A 16,823-nucleotide genomic window follows, 5' to 3' on the forward strand; every position below is an offset into this window, starting at 1 on the left:
TAGGCACCTTCAGGTAACTACTTCCTGCTGGATAGTAGCTCTTCCTAGGGTTGGCGCACGCGAAGCGCAAGCAAGCGAAGCGAAAGCAAGCATCCATTCGCCAAGCGAAGCCATTCGAAGAGTCTCTTCACGGGAGAAATGACCATGCGTGCTGCAGTGGTGAGGACGTTCGGCGGGCCCGAGGTCGTGGAGGTCGTGGACGTGGAGGTGCCCGAGCCGGCGGCCCGGCAGGTGCGGATCAGGGTCGCGGCGGCTGCCCTGAACCCGGTGGACGCGGGGGTGCGGGCCGGTGCCTTCGGGGGTGCGGGCAAGCAGATCGGGTTCGGCTGGGACGTGGCCGGGACCGTGGACGCCACGGGAGTGGCCACGGCCTGGAGCGTCGGCGACGAGGTGGTCGCCCTGCACTACGGCGTGGTGCAGCCGCTGGGTACGCACGCCGAGTACGTCGTCGTCGACACGGACGCGGTCGCCAAGGCGCCGGCCACGGTGGACGCCGTGCACGCGGCGACTCTGCCGCTGAACGCCCTGACCGCCGTACAGGCCCTGGATCTGCTGGAGTTGGCGCCGGGGCAGTCGCTGCTGGTGACGGGGGCGGCGGGTGCGGTCGGCGGGTTCGCCGTCCAGCTCGCCGCCCACCGGGGGGTGGCCGTGACCGCGCTGGCCAGGGAGGACGACGAGGAGCTCGTACGGTCCCTGGGGGCCACGCACTTCACGTCCGGGGCAGACGGGGCGGGGAGCGTCGACGCCGTGCTGGACGCGGCGATCCTCGGCGAGACGGCCCTGGAGTGGGTGCGGGACGGGGGCGCCTATGTCGGCGTGATCCCGCAGGCGGCCCCGGCATCCGTGCGTGGTGTGCGGACCGGTGCGGTGGAGGTGAGCGCCGACGGGGCGCGGCTGGCGAAGCTGGCGGGTCTGGTGGACGAGGGGGTGCTGACGCTGCGGGTGGCCGAGACGTACGCCCTGGAGGACGTGGCGAAGGCGCACGCCCGTCTGGCGGAGGGCGGGGTGCGCGGCCGGTTGGTTCTCGTCCCCGGGGGCTTGCGTGAAGAATCCGCGTGACGTGGACGGATACCGCTAGCCGGAGGTTCCGGCGGCGTAGGCGGTCGGTGGTACCCCGACCGTCGCCGTGAAGTCCCGTACCAGGTGGGCCTGGTCGGCGTAGCCGAGGTCGGCCGCCAGGGCCGCCCAGTCGACCTCGCGGTCGGTCTCCGCGTGCTCCAGGGCCTCATGGATGCGGTAGCGCAGGATGACCCACTTCGGGCCCACGCCGACATACCCGGCGAACAGTCGCTGCAGCAGCCGTACGGACATGCCCTCGGCGCGGGCGAAGTCGGCGACGCGGCGGATCGTGCGGTCGGTGCGGATGCGCTCGACCAGGGTCATCGCGAGGTCGGCCTGGGGGTCGGGGCGGGGGGAGAGGGAGAGCAGGAAGGTGTCGAGGGCGGCGATCCGGGCGGTCTCGTCGGGCGGGGTGAGGACGGCCGCGAGATCCGCCGTCGGGAAGGCCTCGGGGGAGCGGACCCGTCGGCCCGTCCACTCGCTCACCGCATGCCCGGGCGCGAAGGGGCGGAAGCCGCCGGGCCGGAACTTGATGCCGCACACCCGGCCGCGCCCCTCCAGCTTCTGCGCGAAGAGCCCCTGCTGGACCCCGGTGACCTCGACGAACGGTTCCTGGTCCGCGAACTGCTGGAAGACGAGGTGGACCGCGGGGTGCGGCACCACGTGCGAGACGTACGGCTCCTCCAGGTCCCAGTCGATCAGCCAGTAGTGCTCGACATGGCGGCGCAGCGGCTCGGCGGGGTCCGGGCGGCGGAAGTCCACTCGGGCGAGGAAGTCCGCGGCGCGGACGATGCCTCGGGTGTCACGGCGTGGGGCGGCCATGTCGGGATCGTAGGACGGGGCACTGACAATCGCCGGAACAAGGGGGCCGGGGAGACCGTTGAACGGTTATAGTTGAACGGTCAACAACTTGGAGGTTGAGCGACCATGCAGTTCGGGATCTTCAGCGTCGGCGACGTCACGCCGGACCCGACCACCGGGCGTACGCCGACCGAGCGCGAGCGCATCAAGGCCATGGTCGCCATCGCGCTGAAGGCCGAGGAGGTCGGCCTGGACGTCTTCGCGACCGGTGAGCACCACAACCCGCCGTTCGTGCCGTCGTCGCCGACCACGATGCTCGGCTATGTCGCCGCACGGACCGAGAAGCTGATCCTTTCCACCTCCACGACCCTCATCACCACCAACGACCCGGTGAAGATCGCCGAGGACTTCGCGATGCTCCAGCACCTGGCCGACGGCCGGGTGGACCTGATGATGGGCCGCGGCAACACCGGACCGGTGTATCCCTGGTTCGGCCAGGACATCCGCGAGGGCATCAATCTCGCCATCGAGAACTACGCCCTGCTGCGCCGGCTGTGGCGCGAGGACGTCGTGAACTGGGAGGGCAGGTTCCGCACCCCGCTGCAGGGCTTCACCTCCACGCCCCGCCCGCTGGACGACGTCCCGCCGTTCGTCTGGCACGGCTCGATCCGCTCCCCGGAGATCGCCGAGCAGGCCGCGTACTACGGCGACGGCTTCTTCCACAACAACATCTTCTGGCCTGCCGACCACACCAAGCGGATGGTCGAGCTGTACCGGTCCCGCTATGCGCACTACGGGCACGGCACGCCCGAGCAGGCGATCGTGGGCCTGGGCGGCCAGGTGTTCATGCGGCACAACTCGCAGGACGCGGTGCGGGAGTTCCGGCCCTACTTCGACAACGCGCCGGTCTACGGCCACGGGCCCTCCCTGGAGGACTTCACGGACCAGACCCCGCTCACCGTCGGGTCACCGCAGCAGGTGATCGAGAAGACCTTGTCCTTCCGTGAGTACGCCGGTGACTACCAGCGCCAGCTGTTCCTGGTGGACCACGCCGGGCTGCCGCTGAAGAGCGTGCTGGAGCAGATCGACCTGCTGGGCGAGGAGGTCGTCCCGGTGCTGCGCAAGGAGTTCGCGGCCGGCCGCCCGGCGAATGTGCCGGAGGCGCCCACGCACGCCTCGCTGCTGGCCGCCGCGGAGAAGGAGGAGGCTGCCGTATGAAGCTGGTCGTCGTCTCGGCAGGGCTGAGCGTCCCCTCGTCCACCCGGCTGCTGGGCGACCGGCTGGCCGCCGCGGTGGACCGGCAGACCCCGGTCGACCTCGAGGTCGTGGAGCTGCGCGACCTCGCGGTGGAGATCGCGCACAACTTCACCAACGGCTTCCCGGGGCGGAAGCTCTCCGCCGCGCTGGACGCCGTGACGCAGGCGGACGGGCTGGTCGTCGTCACTCCCGTGTTCTCGGCTTCGTACAGCGGGCTGTTCAAGTCCTTCTTCGACGTGCTCGACAAGGACGCGCTGGCGGGCAAGCCGGTGCTGATCGCGGCGACCGGCGGCACGGCCCGGCACTCCCTGGTGCTGGAGCATGCGCTGCGGCCGCTGTTCGCCCACCTGCGCGCGGTGGTCGTCCCCACCGGTGTGTACGCCGCGTCGGAGGACTGGGGCGCGGAGGGCCTGGACGGGCGCATCGAACGGGCGGCGGGGGAGCTGGCCGGTCTGATGAGCGGCCTGTCGCGGCCGGCGAAGGCCCCGGCCAGGGCGGACGGTTTCGAGGTGGTGCCGTTCGCCGAGCAGCTGGCCGCACTGTCCGCCCCTTCCGTGAGAGGACGGTAGGAGGGACCGTCGGGTTGCCCGTGTGACGGTGAGAGGCCGGTAAAAAGGCAGATCGTACGGCCGCCGTCCTCCGCTGAACCGCCGGATGAATTGGCAGTATGGGTACGTGCCCCAAACTGTGCTGCTCGCCGAAGACGACCGCGCCATCCGTCATGCCCTGGAACGCGCCCTGAGCCTGGAGGGCTATCAGGTCACCGCGGTCGCCGACGGCGTCGAGGCGCTGGCGCAGGCCCACAAGACCCCGCCGGACGTGCTCCTGCTCGACGTGATGATGCCCGGCATCGACGGGCTGCAGGTCTGCCGGGTGCTGCGGGCCGAGGGCGACCGCACACCGATCCTCATGCTTACCGCGCTCGTGGAGACCGCCGACCGCATCGCGGGCCTGGACGCGGGCGCCGACGACTACGTGGTCAAGCCGTTCGACGTCGAGGAGGTCTTCGCGCGGCTGCGGGCGCTGCTGCGCCGGACCAGCCCGGACCCCGCGGCCCTGGCCGACGTGCCGAAGGGGCTGCCCGCGGCCTCCGACCGTCAGATCGAGGCCGCCGGGCTGCGCATGGACGTACAGGCGCGGCGGGCCTGGCGCGGCGAGCGGGAGCTGGAGCTCACGCGGACCGAGTTCGAGCTGCTGGAGCTGCTCGTGCGCAACGCCGGAATCGTCCTCGACCACTCCACGATCTACGACCGCATCTGGGGCTACGACTTCGGACCGGGTTCCAAGAACCTCGCCGTGTACGTCGGCTATCTGCGCCGCAAGCTCGACGAGCCGGGCGCGCCGGCGCTGATCCACACGGTGCGCGGTGTGGGTTACGTGCTGCGGGAAGACTAGTGGGCAGGATCAGACGGCTGCTGGCGAGAAGGCGGCCCGGGCTGGTCTCCCTGCGCACCACGTTCGCGGTCTCGTTCGCGGCGGTCACCGCCGCCGTCACGGTGCTGGTCGGTGTGCTGTCGTACAGCGCCGCGGCCCGACTGGTGCGCGTCGACCAGGAGTCCGTGTTCGACCAGGTCGTGCAGGACCTGCGGGACGAGGTGCGGCAGCACCGGATGACGACGGACGACTTCTCCTCCTCGGCGCCGGGCCATGACATCGTGCGGCCGGCCCGTACGGATGTGCAGGTGCTGGGGTCGGACGGCAAGGTCGTCGACCCGGGCAGTCCCGGGCTGCCGGTGGTGTCCGCCGACCGCGCGGTCGCGGCCGACCGGAAGGCCGGGAAGCTGGTCGTGCACAAGGACGTCGACGTCGCCACGGACGTCTACCGCATCGCGACCGTCTCGCTCGGCGCCGGGCGGGGTGCGGTGCAGGTCGCGCAGGAGTTCAGCGACACCGAGGACCTGCTGCGGGCGCTGCAGCAGCGCACGCTGATCCTGATGTGCGCGGTGGTGATCGCGGCGGGGCTGTTCGGCTGGTGGTTGGCGCGGCGCATCACCCACCGTCTGATCCTGCTGACCTCGGCGGCGGAGGACGTCGCCCGCACCCGGCGGCTCGGCATCGAGGTGCCCGTCACCGGCTACGACGAGGTGGGCCGCCTCGGCCGCGCCTTCGACCGCATGCTGGGCCGCCTCGCCCAGTCGGAGGAGGACCAGCGGCGCCTGGTCCAGGACGCGGGCCACGAACTGCGGACCCCGCTCACCTCGCTCCGAACGAACATCTCCCTGCTGCGCCGGATCGACGAACTGCCTCCGGCCACCCGTGACGAGCTGGTCGCGGACCTGGGCCAGGAGGCGCGTGAACTGACCGACCTGGTCAACGAGCTGGTGGACCTGGCGGCCGGGCAGTCCGACACCGAGCCGCCGCAGCGGGTCGACCTCGCGGACCTCGCGGAGGAGGTGGCCGGGCTCGCGCGGCGGCGCAGCGGGCGGCAGATCACGGTCCGGGTGAGCGGTGACACGACGACCGACGGGCGGCCGGGGATGCTGCAGCGGGCGATCTCCAACCTCGTCGAGAACGCCGTCAAGTTCGACCGCGACGGCACCGGGCCCATCGAGATCGCCGTCTCCGGGCCCGCCCGTGCGGGCACGGTCCGCGTGGAGATCCTCGACCGCGGCCCCGGAATCGCCGACGGCGACCTGATCCGTATCTTCGACCGCTTCTACCGCGCGGCCGACGCCCGGTCCCTGCCCGGGTCGGGGCTCGGCCTGTCGATCGTGCGGGAGGTCGCCATGGCGCACGGCGGGGCGCCGTTCGCGGCGCAGCGGGCGGGAGGCGGGGCGGTGATCGGTTTCACCGTCGGCGGGGTGCCGGGGAGCGGGACGAGCACCGGAGGGTGACACCGCCTCTCCCGTCCGGGGGGCTGGAACTGGCCATTCCGCTGAACCCCATTTAACTCTCAAGCTGTCATGACATACTCGCGATCCGGCGTGTGATCGTCCCCCTGAGGGTTGGGAAAGCGATTGCCAGTGAACGTGAGAAGCCATGTGCTGGAGCATCCGTGAGCCGGCAGCGGGGACGTCCCGAGCGGCCGCTCGATCCCGACGCGGGGCCGGTGCAGCGCTTCGCGCACGACCTGCGGTCCTTACGGGCCCGGGCCGGCTCCCCGTCGTACCGGACGATGTCCGGACAGGCCCGGGTGTCGGTGGCCGCGCTGTCGCGGGCGGCCTCCGGAGAACGGCTGCCGTCGGTGGCCGTGGTGCGCGCGTACGCGCAGGCCTGCGGGGCGGACCCGGACGTCTGGCAGGACCGATTACGGGCGGCGGCCGACGAGGTCGCGGCCTGCGGTGCGGCGCAGGGGGAGTCGCCGTACCAGGGCCTCGCCCGGTTCGAACCGGGCGACCGGGAGCTGTTCTTCGGGCGGGACGCGCTCGCCGAGGACGCCGTGCAGCTGATGAAGGAGCACCGGTTCGCGGTGCTGATCGGGGCGTCCGGCAGCGGCAAGTCCTCGCTGCTGCGGGCCGGGGTCATGCCGCGCCTGGAGCAGGTGGTGGACGAGGCGGGCTGCGGCGCCCGGCTGCGGCTGATCACGCCCGGCGCCCGGCCCGCCGCCACCCACGGCCCGCTGCTCGCACCGGGGCCGGACGAACCCCACCGGGTGGTCGTGGTCGACCAGTTCGAGGAGATCTTCACCCTCTGCCGGGACCGGGCCGAACGGTGGCTGTTCGTCGACCGGTTGCTCGCCGCCAAGGAGGGGGACGGCCGACTGCGGGTGCTCGTCGCGGTCGGGGCGGGCTTCCACGGGCGGTGCGTGGAGCACCCCGGGCTCGCCGAGGCGCTGCGGCACACCACGCTGTCGGTCGGGCCGATGAGCCGGGAGGAACTGCGGGAGGCGGTCGTCAAACCGGCCACGGCGGCGGGCCTGCGGGTCGAGCGGGAACTCACCGCCCGTATCGTCGAGGAGGTCCACGACCAGCCCGGCGCGCTGCCGATGCTCTCGCACGCCCTGCGCGAGACCTGGCGCAGACGGCGCAGCGGAGTGCTGACGCTGGCCGCGTACGAGGAGGCCGGCGGCGTCCACGGAGCGATCGCCGCGGCAGCCGAGGAGGTGTACGGCGGGCTCTCCGCCGACCAGGCCGGCACCGCCCGGCGGCTCCTGCTGGCCCTCATCGCCCCCGGTGACGGCACCCCCGACAGCCCCCGCCCGGTCAGACGCGCCGATCTGCGCGAATGGCCGGACCCCGAGGTGCCCGTCGTCCTCGAACGGCTCGCCCGTGCCCGGCTGGTCACCGTGGACGAGGAGAACGTGGAACTCGCCCATGCGGCCCTGATCACCCGCTGGCCCCGGCTGCAGCAGTGGATCGAGGAGAACCGCGAACGGCTGCGCATGCACCGCCACCTCGCCGAGGCCGCCCGCAACTGGCAGGAGCACGGCAGCGACCCCGGCACCCTGTACCGGGGGATCCATCTCGCCCTGGCCGACGTGCTGTTCACCCGCGAACGGCACGAGGACGACCTGACCGCGCGGGAACGGGCCTTCCTGTGCGCCTCCCGGGTGGCCCACCGCATGGAGCGCTGGACGGCCGCCCGTATGCAACGCCGCATACGGTCACTCGTCGTCGCCCTCACCTGTGTGCTGGGCGGGGCCCTGGTCGCCGGTCACCTCGCCTGGCAGGAGAGCGGTGCGGCCGAGGCCGAGCGCACCCTCGCCGCGGCCCGGCAGGCCGCGGGCCTCGCCGACCGGGACCGGGTGACCGACCCCCGCACCCGCACCCTGCTCGCCGTCGCCGCCTGGCGGCTCGCCCCGCTGCCGGAGAGCCGCGCGGCCCTCTTCGACGCCCTGACCGACCCGGAGCGCGACACCTTCACCGCCCCCGACCAGAACGCCACCACCCGCACCTTCCTCACCGCCTCCGGCCACACCCTCCTCACCACCGGCGCCGGCACCTGGTCGACCTGGGACGTCTCCACCCACCACCACACCGCCTCCGGCCAACTGCCGAACCTCCCGGTGACGGCGGTCAGCCCCGACGGCCGGACGCTCGCCCTGACCGGCCCCGGCGGCGAGCGGCGGCTGTGGCGGCTGGCGGAGGGGGGTTCCACCGGGGCGGAAGCGTCTGCCTGGTCGAAAGGTTCCACCTGGCCTAAAAGTGCCGTAGGGGCGGTCGGCGGCGTGCTCGGGGGAGGCGACCGGTGGCCTGGCGCCGGGGCTGTCGGGATGGATGAGGTCGTCGGGGCGAAAGGCTTCGTCGAGGCGGCAGCCCCCGTCCGGAAACGTGCCGCGGCAGCCCCGGGGGTGGGCGGCTATGTCGTGAACGGCCCCGAGCCGCAGGCGCAGTTGCGGGGGTTCACCGATGATCCCGTGGTGCTGGAGGGGGCCGTCGGGGGTGTCGTGGTGGTGAGCGGGGACGGGCGGCTGGCCGTCGTCTGCGGGCGGGAGCGGGTGCTCTCGGTGCGGGACATCGTCCGGCACCGTACCGTTCCGGGCGCCTGGCAGTACCGGTCCGCGGGGGACTGCTCGGGCGACTCGCTCGTCCTCGACCGGGGCGGGACGCGGCTCGCCGCGGTCTCCGGCAGCGGGGTACGTGTCTGGGACACGGCCTCGGGGCGGCAGCTCGAGGATCTCGGCCAACCGGGCGTCAAGCACCTGGCGTTCACCGCGGACGGGCGGTTCCTGGCGGTGGCCGGGCAGGACGGGATCACGGTCCGGCGCATCTCGGGGGCGGGAACACCGGTGTTGCGCCACGACCTGGCCGACGGGCCGGTCGCCGCCCTCGCCTGGGACCCCGGCGCCCCCACCCTGCGCTATCTGACCGGCGCTACCGTCCACACCCTCGACCTCTCGGCGGCCCTCACCTCCCCGTGGCGCGACCGGCCGCTGGACCACGAGACGCTCAGCCCGGACGGGCGGCTGCTGGCCACTGCCGAACGGCACGGTGACAGCTACCGCTTCCTCGTGCGCTCCACCCGGACCGGCCGTGTCGTCGCCGAACTGCCCGCCTTCGAAGCACCCGGACACCCCGAGGCCGCCGCGCCCCTGATGGCCTTCAGCCCCGACAGCCGGGCCCTCGCCTACGGGAACGGCGCCCGGATCGTCGTATGGAATGCCACAACTCACCGCGTACAGGCGGCACTTCAGCCGACCCGGCCGTCCGCCGTCCGCTCGCTCGCGCTCACCCCCGGCGGCCGGAAACTGCTGCTCACCCGGGTGACCTCCACGGGATCGCCCAGCGGTGAGGTGTGGGACACCGCTCGGGGGACGAGGGCGGACCGGCCCGCGGCTCTCGCCGGAACCCTTGCGTCCGCCCTGGCCTCCGGTTTCGCCGGACCGGCCGCTTCCCTGCCCTTCGGCCTGGACCCCGGCGTACCACTCGGCGACGCCGACCTCCTCGCTCTCAGCCCCGACGGCGTCCACCTGGCCACCGGCGGTTCCTTCGGCAGCGTCACCGTCTGGCGGGGCCGTACGGAACGCCACCGGGAGGCCGTCGTCCCGGCCGACGCCTCGGGCTCCCCGGTCACCGCCCTCGCCTTCAGCCCCGACGGCCGCACCCTCGCGGTGGGGTACCGCTCCGGCGCGCTGCGCCTGTGGGACACCGCCGGCCGGCAGCCCCTCGGCTCCGGCCTAGACACCCCCGGCGACACGATCCGTTCGCTCGCCTTCGACCGGCACGGGGACTCCGTGTACGCCGCCGGCCCGCACGTACCCGTCCAGCGGTACGCCCTCGGCGCCGCCCAGGTCGCCACCCGGCTCTGCGCGCGAGCCGGCCGGACCCTGACCGCCGGCGAATGGCGCACGTACCTCCCCGAGGTGCGCCACCGGCGGGTGTGCGACACATCCGGCGACGGAACCTCGTAGGCCCGTCGCCCGGAAGCCCGGCGCACGGTTGGGTTGTTTACGTCTCTGACCTGCATTGATCAACAAATCGGCACCCCGAAGAGTGGGGGTCCAGCAGACACCACCCCCCACTCACGGGAGCAACCCGATGCCCTTCGCACGCCGCAAGCCCGCCTCCCCGCAGCGCGTCCTCCGTACCGGCGGTGCCGTTGCCGCCCTGGCCCTGGGCGCCTCGCTGCTGGCGGCCCCGCAGGCCTCCGCCGCCGACAGCCCCACCACCAAGGAGCTCCTGGACGCCTGCAGCTGGGCGGACCTGTGCGAGTTCCACGCCACGGACTACTGGACGTACACCGGCCCCCAGCACCAGGTCGGCAGCACCGCCTACAACTGCGCCAGCCAGACCAACCAGCACCGCATCGACTGGGCGGACACCACCGGCTCCACCAACACCTTCGGCATCTCGATCAGCGCGGAATACAAGTGGTTCGAGGTGTTCACGGTCGGCGTCAGCACCACGTACTCGCACAGCTGGGAGGCCTCGCACACCGACACCGAGAGCAACACCGTCAACATCCCGGCCGGGTACAAGGGCTGGATAGAGCGCGGCACGGCCAAGCAGCAGGCCAAGGGCTGGTACGAGATCCACTTCGGCAAGCGCTTCTACGGCCACTACATCTGGTACGTCAACAACTACCAGTCGTCCGGCTTCAACAAGGACAACCCCAACTCGGGCTACGTCAACTTCAAGGACGCCAAGATGACCGCCGGCGACCGCGCCGCCCACTGCAACTGACACCGGCCGACGGCATGTGGTGCTCCGTGACTCCGGGAACCCGCCCCCGGCTCCGCCTCGCGGCGGCCGCCGTCTGCGCGCTGGCCCTGCTGACCGGCTGCGCGGCGGGCGCGAAGAGCGCACCCGACACCGCGCACGCGGACCGTCAGGGGCCGACGGTGATCGGCACCGACACCTCGGCGGAGAGCCGGGTGACGGCGGCGCTCTACCGCGAACTGCTCACCGACGCCGGGCAGCCGGTGCGGATGGCGACCACGAGCTATGCGTCGCCCGCCGCCACCGCCAGGGCCGTGGTCGCGGGCAGGATCGGCCTGGCTCCCGCATACGAGAGCACCCTGCTGCGCACGTTCCCGGACGGCGGCAGGCTGCCCGGGAACATGCCGGCGACGCTGAGCATGGCACTGCCCATGGGGATCGACGCCCTGCCGCCGGCCGCGGCCGAGCACGGCGTCGTCCTCGCGGTCACCCGGGCCACCGCCCGCCGCCACGCCCTGCACAGCCTCGCCGACCTCGCCGGAGCGGGCCGTCGCCTCACCCTCGGCGGCTCCGCCTCAGGCGATCGGGACGCCCCGACGCCGTCGTCGCTGAAGAAGGCGTACGGCGTCACCCTCACCGGCGCGGGCACCTCGGCGACCGCCGATGTGCTGGCCCTGCGCAGCACCGACCCCGTCCTCACCCGTGACCGGCTGGTCGTGCTGACCGACCCCGAGGGCGTCCTCCCGCCCGAGCACGTCTTCCCGCTCATCCAGGCCCCCTACGCCGGCCTGGCCGCACGCAGAGCCCTGGCCCGGCTCAACGCGGCACTCACCACGGACCAACTGGCCGTGCTTGCCTCCGCCGTCGATGCGGGCCGCTCGCCCGCCGAGACGGCACGGACCTGGCTGCGGTCCAGAGGACTGCTCGGCTGAATCCCTCCCTCGCCCCCTCCTGCAGAACGGTGACAGCGAAATGCGCGACATCAAAAGGAAGTTCGCGATAGTGGCCCTCGCGACCGGAGCCGCCCTCAGCGGCCTCGCCGTCCCGACGCCGGCCGGCGCCGAGTCGGTCTCCGCCGTACAGATCACGGTCTGCAACGACGCCGGCGTGACCCAGGTGTTCTGGGTCAAGGGCTACAACCAGCACAACGACTGGGTCGGCTCGCCCATCTGGACCGTCGACGCGGGCACCTGCGCCACCGGTTGGGACTACTGGTGGAAGCAGAACTCGTCCGTCGAACTCCACCACAAGCCGGGCAGCGCGGCCTGGACCTGGAAGCAGGCGTACGTCCCCAGGACCGACGCCAGGACGACGACGCTCCGGATCCCGTAGGAACCGTCGCGACGTGTCTCACCTGCGCTGCGGGCCGCCCCCGTCCTGCCATCGGTAGAGGTCGCGCAGCAGGGAGATCTCGGCGCCGTGATGGATCAGCTCCCTGTTGACGTGCAGGATCCTGTTCTCCATGGGAAACCGCTCGGGACCAGCCGGGGGCGGGTTCTCCAGGTCGGCGTCCGAGAGCTCGCGGACCCCCGCGTTCCATCTGCCGTACATCTCATCGAGCTGCTTCAGCGCCTCGCCGGCGGTCCCCGCGTAGGCGAAGGTCCCGGAGTCGACGTCCTGGCCGCCGAAGTACCATCCGACCCGATAGCCCAGGCACGAGACGATGATGTGCGCCAGCCGCCAGGCAATCGTGGTCACCGGCGCCGGCACCGGGTCGGGGGACGCGAAGTCCATCGCCCATTCCCCCGAACCCATCGCCATCGGTGCGGCCGACGTACCCCGCGGGCGGACACTCCAGCAGCCGCGCACCGGCTCCCAGAAGTACTCCTCGTCGGTAAGCCCCTCCAGCCGTGGCCGCAGGTTCTTGCACCAGTACCAGTCCAACTGCTCAGCGAGCCGTTCGCTTCTCGTCATTTCGGCACACTACAGACCACCGAACAGCGGGCCGGCGCCTCTACGCCATCAAAAAGGGCCGAACTCAACCGACGTCCGGAAGACTGCCTGGGATGCGTTTCTCATCGGACTGACGTTGCGCGCACCGCGCGTTCTCCTGACGCACTGCGTCCAGCCACCGCCACAGCCCGATCTCCTCCAGCGTCAGCCCCGGACACGCCAGCCTGTGAGGCACCCGGCACTCTGCCTCGGCTGTGGGCTCCTCGGGGCCGCTGTTCCACGCCGTACCGTCTGAGTCGACGTACCACCGGTGCCACGCCGGAACCATGTGCGCGGGCGCCGTCAGACCGGGCTCGAAGAGGACGTGCGCCCCGTAGTAGGTCGGGTGGCGCTCGCCGACCAGCCCACACTGCGGGCATACGGGCGGGGACGGCGGCTCGGGTGCGTCGGCGCCGTCCATGGCGGCTTGGGCGCGGTCGACGTTCACCCACGGCTGTGGGGTGCCGGACGGCGGCTGCCGCTGCTCGTCCGGGCCGGGTAACGGGATGACGCGCTGCGTGGCGTCGTCCGGGGCGGGTGCTGCGCTGCTGTTTGTCTCTTCTGCTCCCCCCATGCTGTTGAGCGTCCGCGTACGGCTTATGTGTGGGTAGGGCGCAATCCAGGCGCATGGGTGGGGGAGTGCGGGGCAGGCAGGCGCGCCAAGTGGCGGGAGGGCCGCCCGCCGCGAACCCTCCTGCCGCCCGAGTCTGGGGGTTGCGCTCATCCGGTGTCTTCGGGGCGTAGGAAGGTGCCGGCGGATGGAGAACCCGTGGGTGGCCCCGGTGCGGAGCCGCCCACGGGTTCGGGCCCGTCAGTTCCAGGGAGCCGCGGTGAGCCAGCTGGTGTCCTGGGCCCATGACGTCGTGGCGTCCCAGGCGTTGGTGCCGCCATTGCTGGCGATGTAGACCGTGTAGTTGTAGTGGCGGAGGTACTTCGTCGGGAAGTTGAAGGACTGGAACGAGGTGCCGACGCCGCTGTTGCCCGAGGTGGGGCAGAAGGTGGCGTCCTTCGCGAAGTTGCTTCCGCCGTCGTCGAAGTTCAGGTTGAGCTGGTAGTTGTAGTGGCGCAGGAACTGGCCCGGCTTGTCGACGGACTCGAAGGACAGGCAGGAGGTGTTGGCCAGTCCGGCCCGGACGATCCAGGTGGCGTCGGCCTTGTCGGTGGCCGAGCTGGCTGAGGTGATGTTGGAGATGACGACCTTGGAGTCCGCGTCGTCGTGGCGCAGGTAGTGCGAGGTGCAGCAGGGCGAGGTGGTGGCCTTCAGGGAGATCCGGGAGCCGGGGGTGAGAGTTCCGGTGCTGGTCGAGCCGCTGCTGTAGCCGGCGGCGGTGATGTTGGCCTGGACGGCGTTCTCCGTGGCGTCCGAGGGGTAGCCCTGCGTCATGACGCCTTCGTAGAAGGTGCCCTGGGCCCACTTGCTGTTGTCACCGCCGATGCCGAGGATGATCGCGCCTTCCTTGTGCATCGGGTTGTAGCCGGAGACGGTGGGGCGTACGCCGTTGTAGAACGTGGACAGGCCGCCCGACTGGGCGTCACCGCCGCGCAGGGCCCACTGGTTCGCGCCGCCCTTGAGCATGGCGGTCAGGAACCGGTGGTCGACGCTCGGGTCATTGGCGTTGAATCCGCGGTTGACCCCGGAGAAGAGACCGTTCTCCAGGTCGGCCATGACCCAGGGGCCGTTGTCGCTGCCCCAGCCCCACGCCTTGCTGTTGCCGAAGTAGAGGGCCTCCATGTGGCCGTTGCCGGTGTCCAGGTTGTTGGTCTCGGCGTTGCCGTAGTCGAAGCAGCAGCCGCCGTTGAAGTGCTTGCCGTTGAAGATGGCGTACATGCCCTCGGGCTGGTCGCCGGTGGCGATGCCGTTGGTGTTGTTGTTGCGGTAGCCGGTGCCGGGGGCGATGTAGACGCCGTACGCCTTGTGGCCGCCGACGGTGACCGGCGCCTCGACGGCGTTGGCGAGGTTGTCCGGCCCGCCGGCGGCTCCGCCCCCGGGTGCCTGGGTGAGGTCGTTGCCCTTGGGCGACTGGTCGTAGATGACGGTGATGACGCAGCTGGTGTTCGCGCAGAAGGAGTCCTGCTGCGCGGCGTCGGCGACACCTCCGGCGGTCAGCAGGCCGATGTCCTTGGTCGTGTTGTCGGAGGCGCGCCTGACCTGGTACAGCGGGCCGTTGTACGCCCCGTACAGGGCGCGGGTGGTGCTGTGCGCGGCCACGCAGGGGGTGCCGCCGGCGGCGTAGATGTCGCACGGCCCCTGGGTGGCGGCCTGCGAGGGGGCGGCCGTCGCGGTGAGCAGGCCGGCGGCGAGCGCGGCGGTGGCACCGGCCGCGAGGAGCGCGCGTCTGGCGCTGCGTATCCACGGTGGCTTGATCATGAAGAACTCCTTCACGAGGTGGGTTGTGAGGTGAGGCGTCGACGAACCCGTGGTGCCCGGCTGCGTGACGGCGCGGGTTGCGTCGACGCCCCCGGGGCCGGTGCGGCTTCAGCCGTCTTCGGCACCGGCCCCGGAGGCTGGTTGCTCTTCGGGTCCAGGGAGCGACGGGTGGCGGCGGCGAAACGGGTGGTCCCGTCAGGGGGGCTTGAGAGAGCAGCTGGGATTGGTCTCCCCTGCCCGCCCCTCACGCCGTCGCCGTCGCCGGGGGGGGGGATGTCGGTGTCGGGTCAGCTCGTCACACGGAAGGTGGCGTCGCTGCGCCCCGTCACGGTGGTGATCGGGTCGAGCTTCAGGTAGTAGGCGTAGTGGCGGATGTAGCGGTCGGGGAAGTTGTACGACTGGAACGACGACCAGGCGGAGTCGGCCAGGCCGGCGACCTGCCGGAAGGTCGCGTCGGCGGCGAACTGGGCGGTGCCGTCGTTGTGGACCAACTGGAAGTCGTAGTTGGCGTGGCGCAGGAAGTAGCCGGGGTGGTTCACCGACTCGAGGGAGACGGTGCCGGTGCCCGCCAGGCCGGGCCGCAGCCGGAACTGGGAGTCCTCGACGGGGCTGACGTTCGGGTCGATGCGCACGTCGAAGTTGATCTGGCGCACGTACCGGTCCTGGACGTTGTACGACTGGAGCCGCTGCGCGGGGGTGTTGGGCCAGCGGGCGAGTACGCGGCTCTCCTCGGCGGCCGTGAGGTTCATGATCCAGCCGTGGCGCTTCTTGGTGCCGCCCATGTTGTAGCCGGTCGACGCGAGCTTCTGGTAGGCGGCGGGGTTGGAGGGGTCGGTCGTGGTGACGGGCATGTAGCCGCGGTTGGTGGCGTACTGGTCGAGGTAGAGCGCCCACTTGTTGGTGCCGTTGAACTTCATCCACATCGGGCCCTCGACCATCGACCCGGTCAGGCCGATGCCGGAGAGGTCGCCGAGTTTGGTCCAGGTGCCGAGGATGGAGTTGCTGCCTTCGAGGGTGATCTGTCCGTCGCCGGAGGCCCGTACATAGCGGTAGTTGCCGACGCCTGGGGGCACTTCGATGATCTGGGTGTCGATGATCTCCTGGGTGCCGGGGCGGTCGATGTAGAGCTGGGGGGTGGTGATGGTGCGGAAGTCGCTGGTGTGGGCGGCGAAGATGCGGTGCTTCGTCGCGCCGTTGAAGGGGACGTTGGTGGCCCAGTACAGGACGTAGTCGTTGCTCTCGGGGTCCCAGATCGCTTCGGGTGCCCAGGCGTTGCGGCCGTCGGGGATCGCGCCGGCGACGTTGAGCAGCCATGGCTGCGACCAGGTGATCAGGTCGGTGGACTCCCACACGACGAGGTTGCGGCTGCCGTTGTTGATGGAGGCGTTCCAGTCCTGTCCGCAGCTGATGCACAGGTCGGTGGCGATGATCCAGTATTTGCTGCCGTCGGGGGATCGGACGAATGCGGGGTCACGTACGCCCTTGGTGCCGACGGTGGAGCGCAGGACCATGCCGCCGCCGTTGAGGTCGCTCCAGTGCAGGCCGTCGGTGCTGTGGGAGAGGTACATCTGCTGGTTGGTCGCGCCCTCCCCGGTGAAGTGCACCATCAGGTAGCCGGGGTCGGCGGCGGCCGCCCGCTGGGGTGTGGTGAGGGCCTGCCCTGTGAAGAGGAGGCAGGCGGCGAGCAATATCACCGTCAGCCGGGCGCGGAGCGCAGACATCGGATCTCCTGTCGGGTGCGGGTGCCACCGCCGGGCGAAGGGGGAGCGGGGTGGCGGGGGGAACTTGGTCTCGGAGTGGTGCGGGACAGGACCCGGGCACCGCGTGGATCGGAAGGGGGAATCCGAACGACGGTGTTTCACCGCTTC

14 protein-coding genes are annotated in these 16,823 nt (G+C 71.5%); 9 read left to right on the forward strand and 5 right to left on the reverse strand.

The window, feature by feature from the left end:
• Nucleotides 1-144 precede the first annotated feature (144 nt).
• Nucleotides 145-1,059, forward strand: a complete 915-nt coding sequence (locus ACIBW9_RS38505) for an NADP-dependent oxidoreductase (protein ID WP_398962274.1) — start codon at nucleotides 145-147, stop codon at nucleotides 1,057-1,059.
• Nucleotides 1,060-1,074: 15 nt separating this feature from the next.
• Here ACIBW9_RS38505 and ACIBW9_RS38510 read toward each other — a convergent pair whose 3' ends face one another.
• The gene (locus ACIBW9_RS38510) at nucleotides 1,075-1,881 is read right to left on the reverse strand and encodes a DUF6597 domain-containing transcriptional factor (protein ID WP_398962277.1); all 807 of its coding nucleotides are present in this window, start codon (nucleotides 1,879-1,881) and stop codon (nucleotides 1,075-1,077) included.
• A gap of 105 nt (nucleotides 1,882-1,986) precedes the next feature.
• Here ACIBW9_RS38510 and ACIBW9_RS38515 point away from each other — a divergent pair, with 105 nt between their 5' ends.
• From ACIBW9_RS38515 to ACIBW9_RS38550, 8 genes are all read left to right on the forward strand, one after another.
• Nucleotides 1,987-3,078: an LLM class flavin-dependent oxidoreductase gene (locus ACIBW9_RS38515; RefSeq protein ID WP_398962279.1), complete on the forward strand. Its 1,092-nt coding sequence runs from the start codon at nucleotides 1,987-1,989 to the stop codon at nucleotides 3,076-3,078.
• The gene (locus tag ACIBW9_RS38520) at nucleotides 3,075-3,686 is read left to right on the forward strand and encodes an FMN reductase (protein ID WP_398962281.1); all 612 of its coding nucleotides are present in this window, start codon (nucleotides 3,075-3,077) and stop codon (nucleotides 3,684-3,686) included. The genes ACIBW9_RS38515 and ACIBW9_RS38520 overlap by 4 nt, the downstream gene beginning before the upstream one ends.
• Nucleotides 3,687-3,804: 118 nt before the next feature.
• Nucleotides 3,805-4,512: a response regulator transcription factor gene (locus tag ACIBW9_RS38525; RefSeq protein WP_398962563.1), complete on the forward strand. Its 708-nt coding sequence runs from the start codon at nucleotides 3,805-3,807 to the stop codon at nucleotides 4,510-4,512.
• Nucleotides 4,512-5,951, forward strand: coding sequence for an ATP-binding protein (locus tag ACIBW9_RS38530; RefSeq protein WP_398962284.1), 1,440 nt, complete (start codon nucleotides 4,512-4,514; stop codon nucleotides 5,949-5,951). Before ACIBW9_RS38525 ends, ACIBW9_RS38530 begins: the two co-directional genes overlap by 1 nt.
• A gap of 161 nt (nucleotides 5,952-6,112) precedes the next feature.
• A complete protein-coding gene (locus ACIBW9_RS38535; protein WP_398962287.1) occupies nucleotides 6,113-9,907 on the forward strand; it encodes a hypothetical protein in 3,795 nt (1,264 codons plus the stop codon).
• A gap of 127 nt (nucleotides 9,908-10,034) precedes the next feature.
• Entirely contained in the window at nucleotides 10,035-10,679 is a 645-nt protein-coding gene (locus ACIBW9_RS38540; protein ID WP_398962290.1) for a hypothetical protein, read from the forward strand.
• A 26-nt stretch (nucleotides 10,680-10,705) separates the two neighbouring features.
• Nucleotides 10,706-11,587, forward strand: coding sequence for a glycine betaine ABC transporter substrate-binding protein (locus ACIBW9_RS38545; protein WP_398962293.1), 882 nt, complete (start codon nucleotides 10,706-10,708; stop codon nucleotides 11,585-11,587).
• A 40-nt stretch (nucleotides 11,588-11,627) separates the two neighbouring features.
• Nucleotides 11,628-11,987 carry a hypothetical protein gene (locus ACIBW9_RS38550; protein ID WP_398962295.1) on the forward strand — a complete coding sequence of 120 codons (360 nt, stop codon included), beginning with the start codon at nucleotides 11,628-11,630 and terminating at the stop codon, nucleotides 11,985-11,987.
• 18 nt (nucleotides 11,988-12,005) lie between these two features.
• Here ACIBW9_RS38550 and ACIBW9_RS38555 read toward each other — a convergent pair whose 3' ends face one another.
• The 4 genes from ACIBW9_RS38555 to ACIBW9_RS38570 form a co-directional block, all read right to left on the reverse strand.
• A complete protein-coding gene (locus ACIBW9_RS38555) occupies nucleotides 12,006-12,569 on the reverse strand; it encodes a DinB family protein (RefSeq protein WP_398962298.1) in 564 nt (187 codons plus the stop codon).
• Nucleotides 12,570-12,633: 64 nt separating this feature from the next.
• Nucleotides 12,634-13,161 carry a DUF6083 domain-containing protein gene (locus ACIBW9_RS38560; protein ID WP_398962300.1) on the reverse strand — a complete coding sequence of 176 codons (528 nt, stop codon included), beginning with the start codon at nucleotides 13,159-13,161 and terminating at the stop codon, nucleotides 12,634-12,636.
• 237 nt (nucleotides 13,162-13,398) lie between these two features.
• The gene (locus ACIBW9_RS38565; protein WP_398962303.1) at nucleotides 13,399-14,955 is read right to left on the reverse strand and encodes an alpha-L-arabinofuranosidase B; all 1,557 of its coding nucleotides are present in this window, start codon (nucleotides 14,953-14,955) and stop codon (nucleotides 13,399-13,401) included.
• Nucleotides 14,956-15,242: 287 nt separating this feature from the next.
• The gene (locus tag ACIBW9_RS38570; RefSeq protein ID WP_398962306.1) at nucleotides 15,243-16,676 is read right to left on the reverse strand and encodes a glycoside hydrolase family 43 protein; all 1,434 of its coding nucleotides are present in this window, start codon (nucleotides 16,674-16,676) and stop codon (nucleotides 15,243-15,245) included.
• Nucleotides 16,677-16,823: the final 147 nt, after the last annotated feature.

Origin of the sequence: Streptomyces sp. NPDC049541, from assembly GCF_044465725.1 — a bacterium.
GTDB lineage: Bacteria > Actinomycetota > Actinomycetes > Streptomycetales > Streptomycetaceae > Streptomyces.

Excerpts from the sequence above, each read along its gene's own strand:
- ACIBW9_RS38505 (WP_398962274.1), top strand. The coding sequence starts at position 145 with ATGCGTGCTGCAGTGGTGAGGACGTTCGGCGGGCCCGAGGTCGTGGAG.
- ACIBW9_RS38510 (WP_398962277.1), bottom strand. The coding sequence starts at position 1,881 with ATGGCCGCCCCACGCCGTGACACCCGAGGCATCGTCCGCGCCGCGGAC.
- ACIBW9_RS38515 (WP_398962279.1), top strand. The coding sequence starts at position 1,987 with ATGCAGTTCGGGATCTTCAGCGTCGGCGACGTCACGCCGGACCCGACC.
- ACIBW9_RS38520 (WP_398962281.1), top strand. The coding sequence starts at position 3,075 with ATGAAGCTGGTCGTCGTCTCGGCAGGGCTGAGCGTCCCCTCGTCCACC.
- ACIBW9_RS38540 (WP_398962290.1), top strand. The coding sequence starts at position 10,035 with ATGCCCTTCGCACGCCGCAAGCCCGCCTCCCCGCAGCGCGTCCTCCGT.
- ACIBW9_RS38550 (WP_398962295.1), top strand. The coding sequence starts at position 11,628 with ATGCGCGACATCAAAAGGAAGTTCGCGATAGTGGCCCTCGCGACCGGA.
- ACIBW9_RS38555 (WP_398962298.1), bottom strand. The coding sequence starts at position 12,569 with ATGACGAGAAGCGAACGGCTCGCTGAGCAGTTGGACTGGTACTGGTGC.
- ACIBW9_RS38560 (WP_398962300.1), bottom strand. The coding sequence starts at position 13,161 with ATGGGGGGAGCAGAAGAGACAAACAGCAGCGCAGCACCCGCCCCGGAC.
- ACIBW9_RS38565 (WP_398962303.1), bottom strand. The coding sequence starts at position 14,955 with ATGATCAAGCCACCGTGGATACGCAGCGCCAGACGCGCGCTCCTCGCG.
- ACIBW9_RS38570 (WP_398962306.1), bottom strand. The coding sequence starts at position 16,676 with ATGTCTGCGCTCCGCGCCCGGCTGACGGTGATATTGCTCGCCGCCTGC.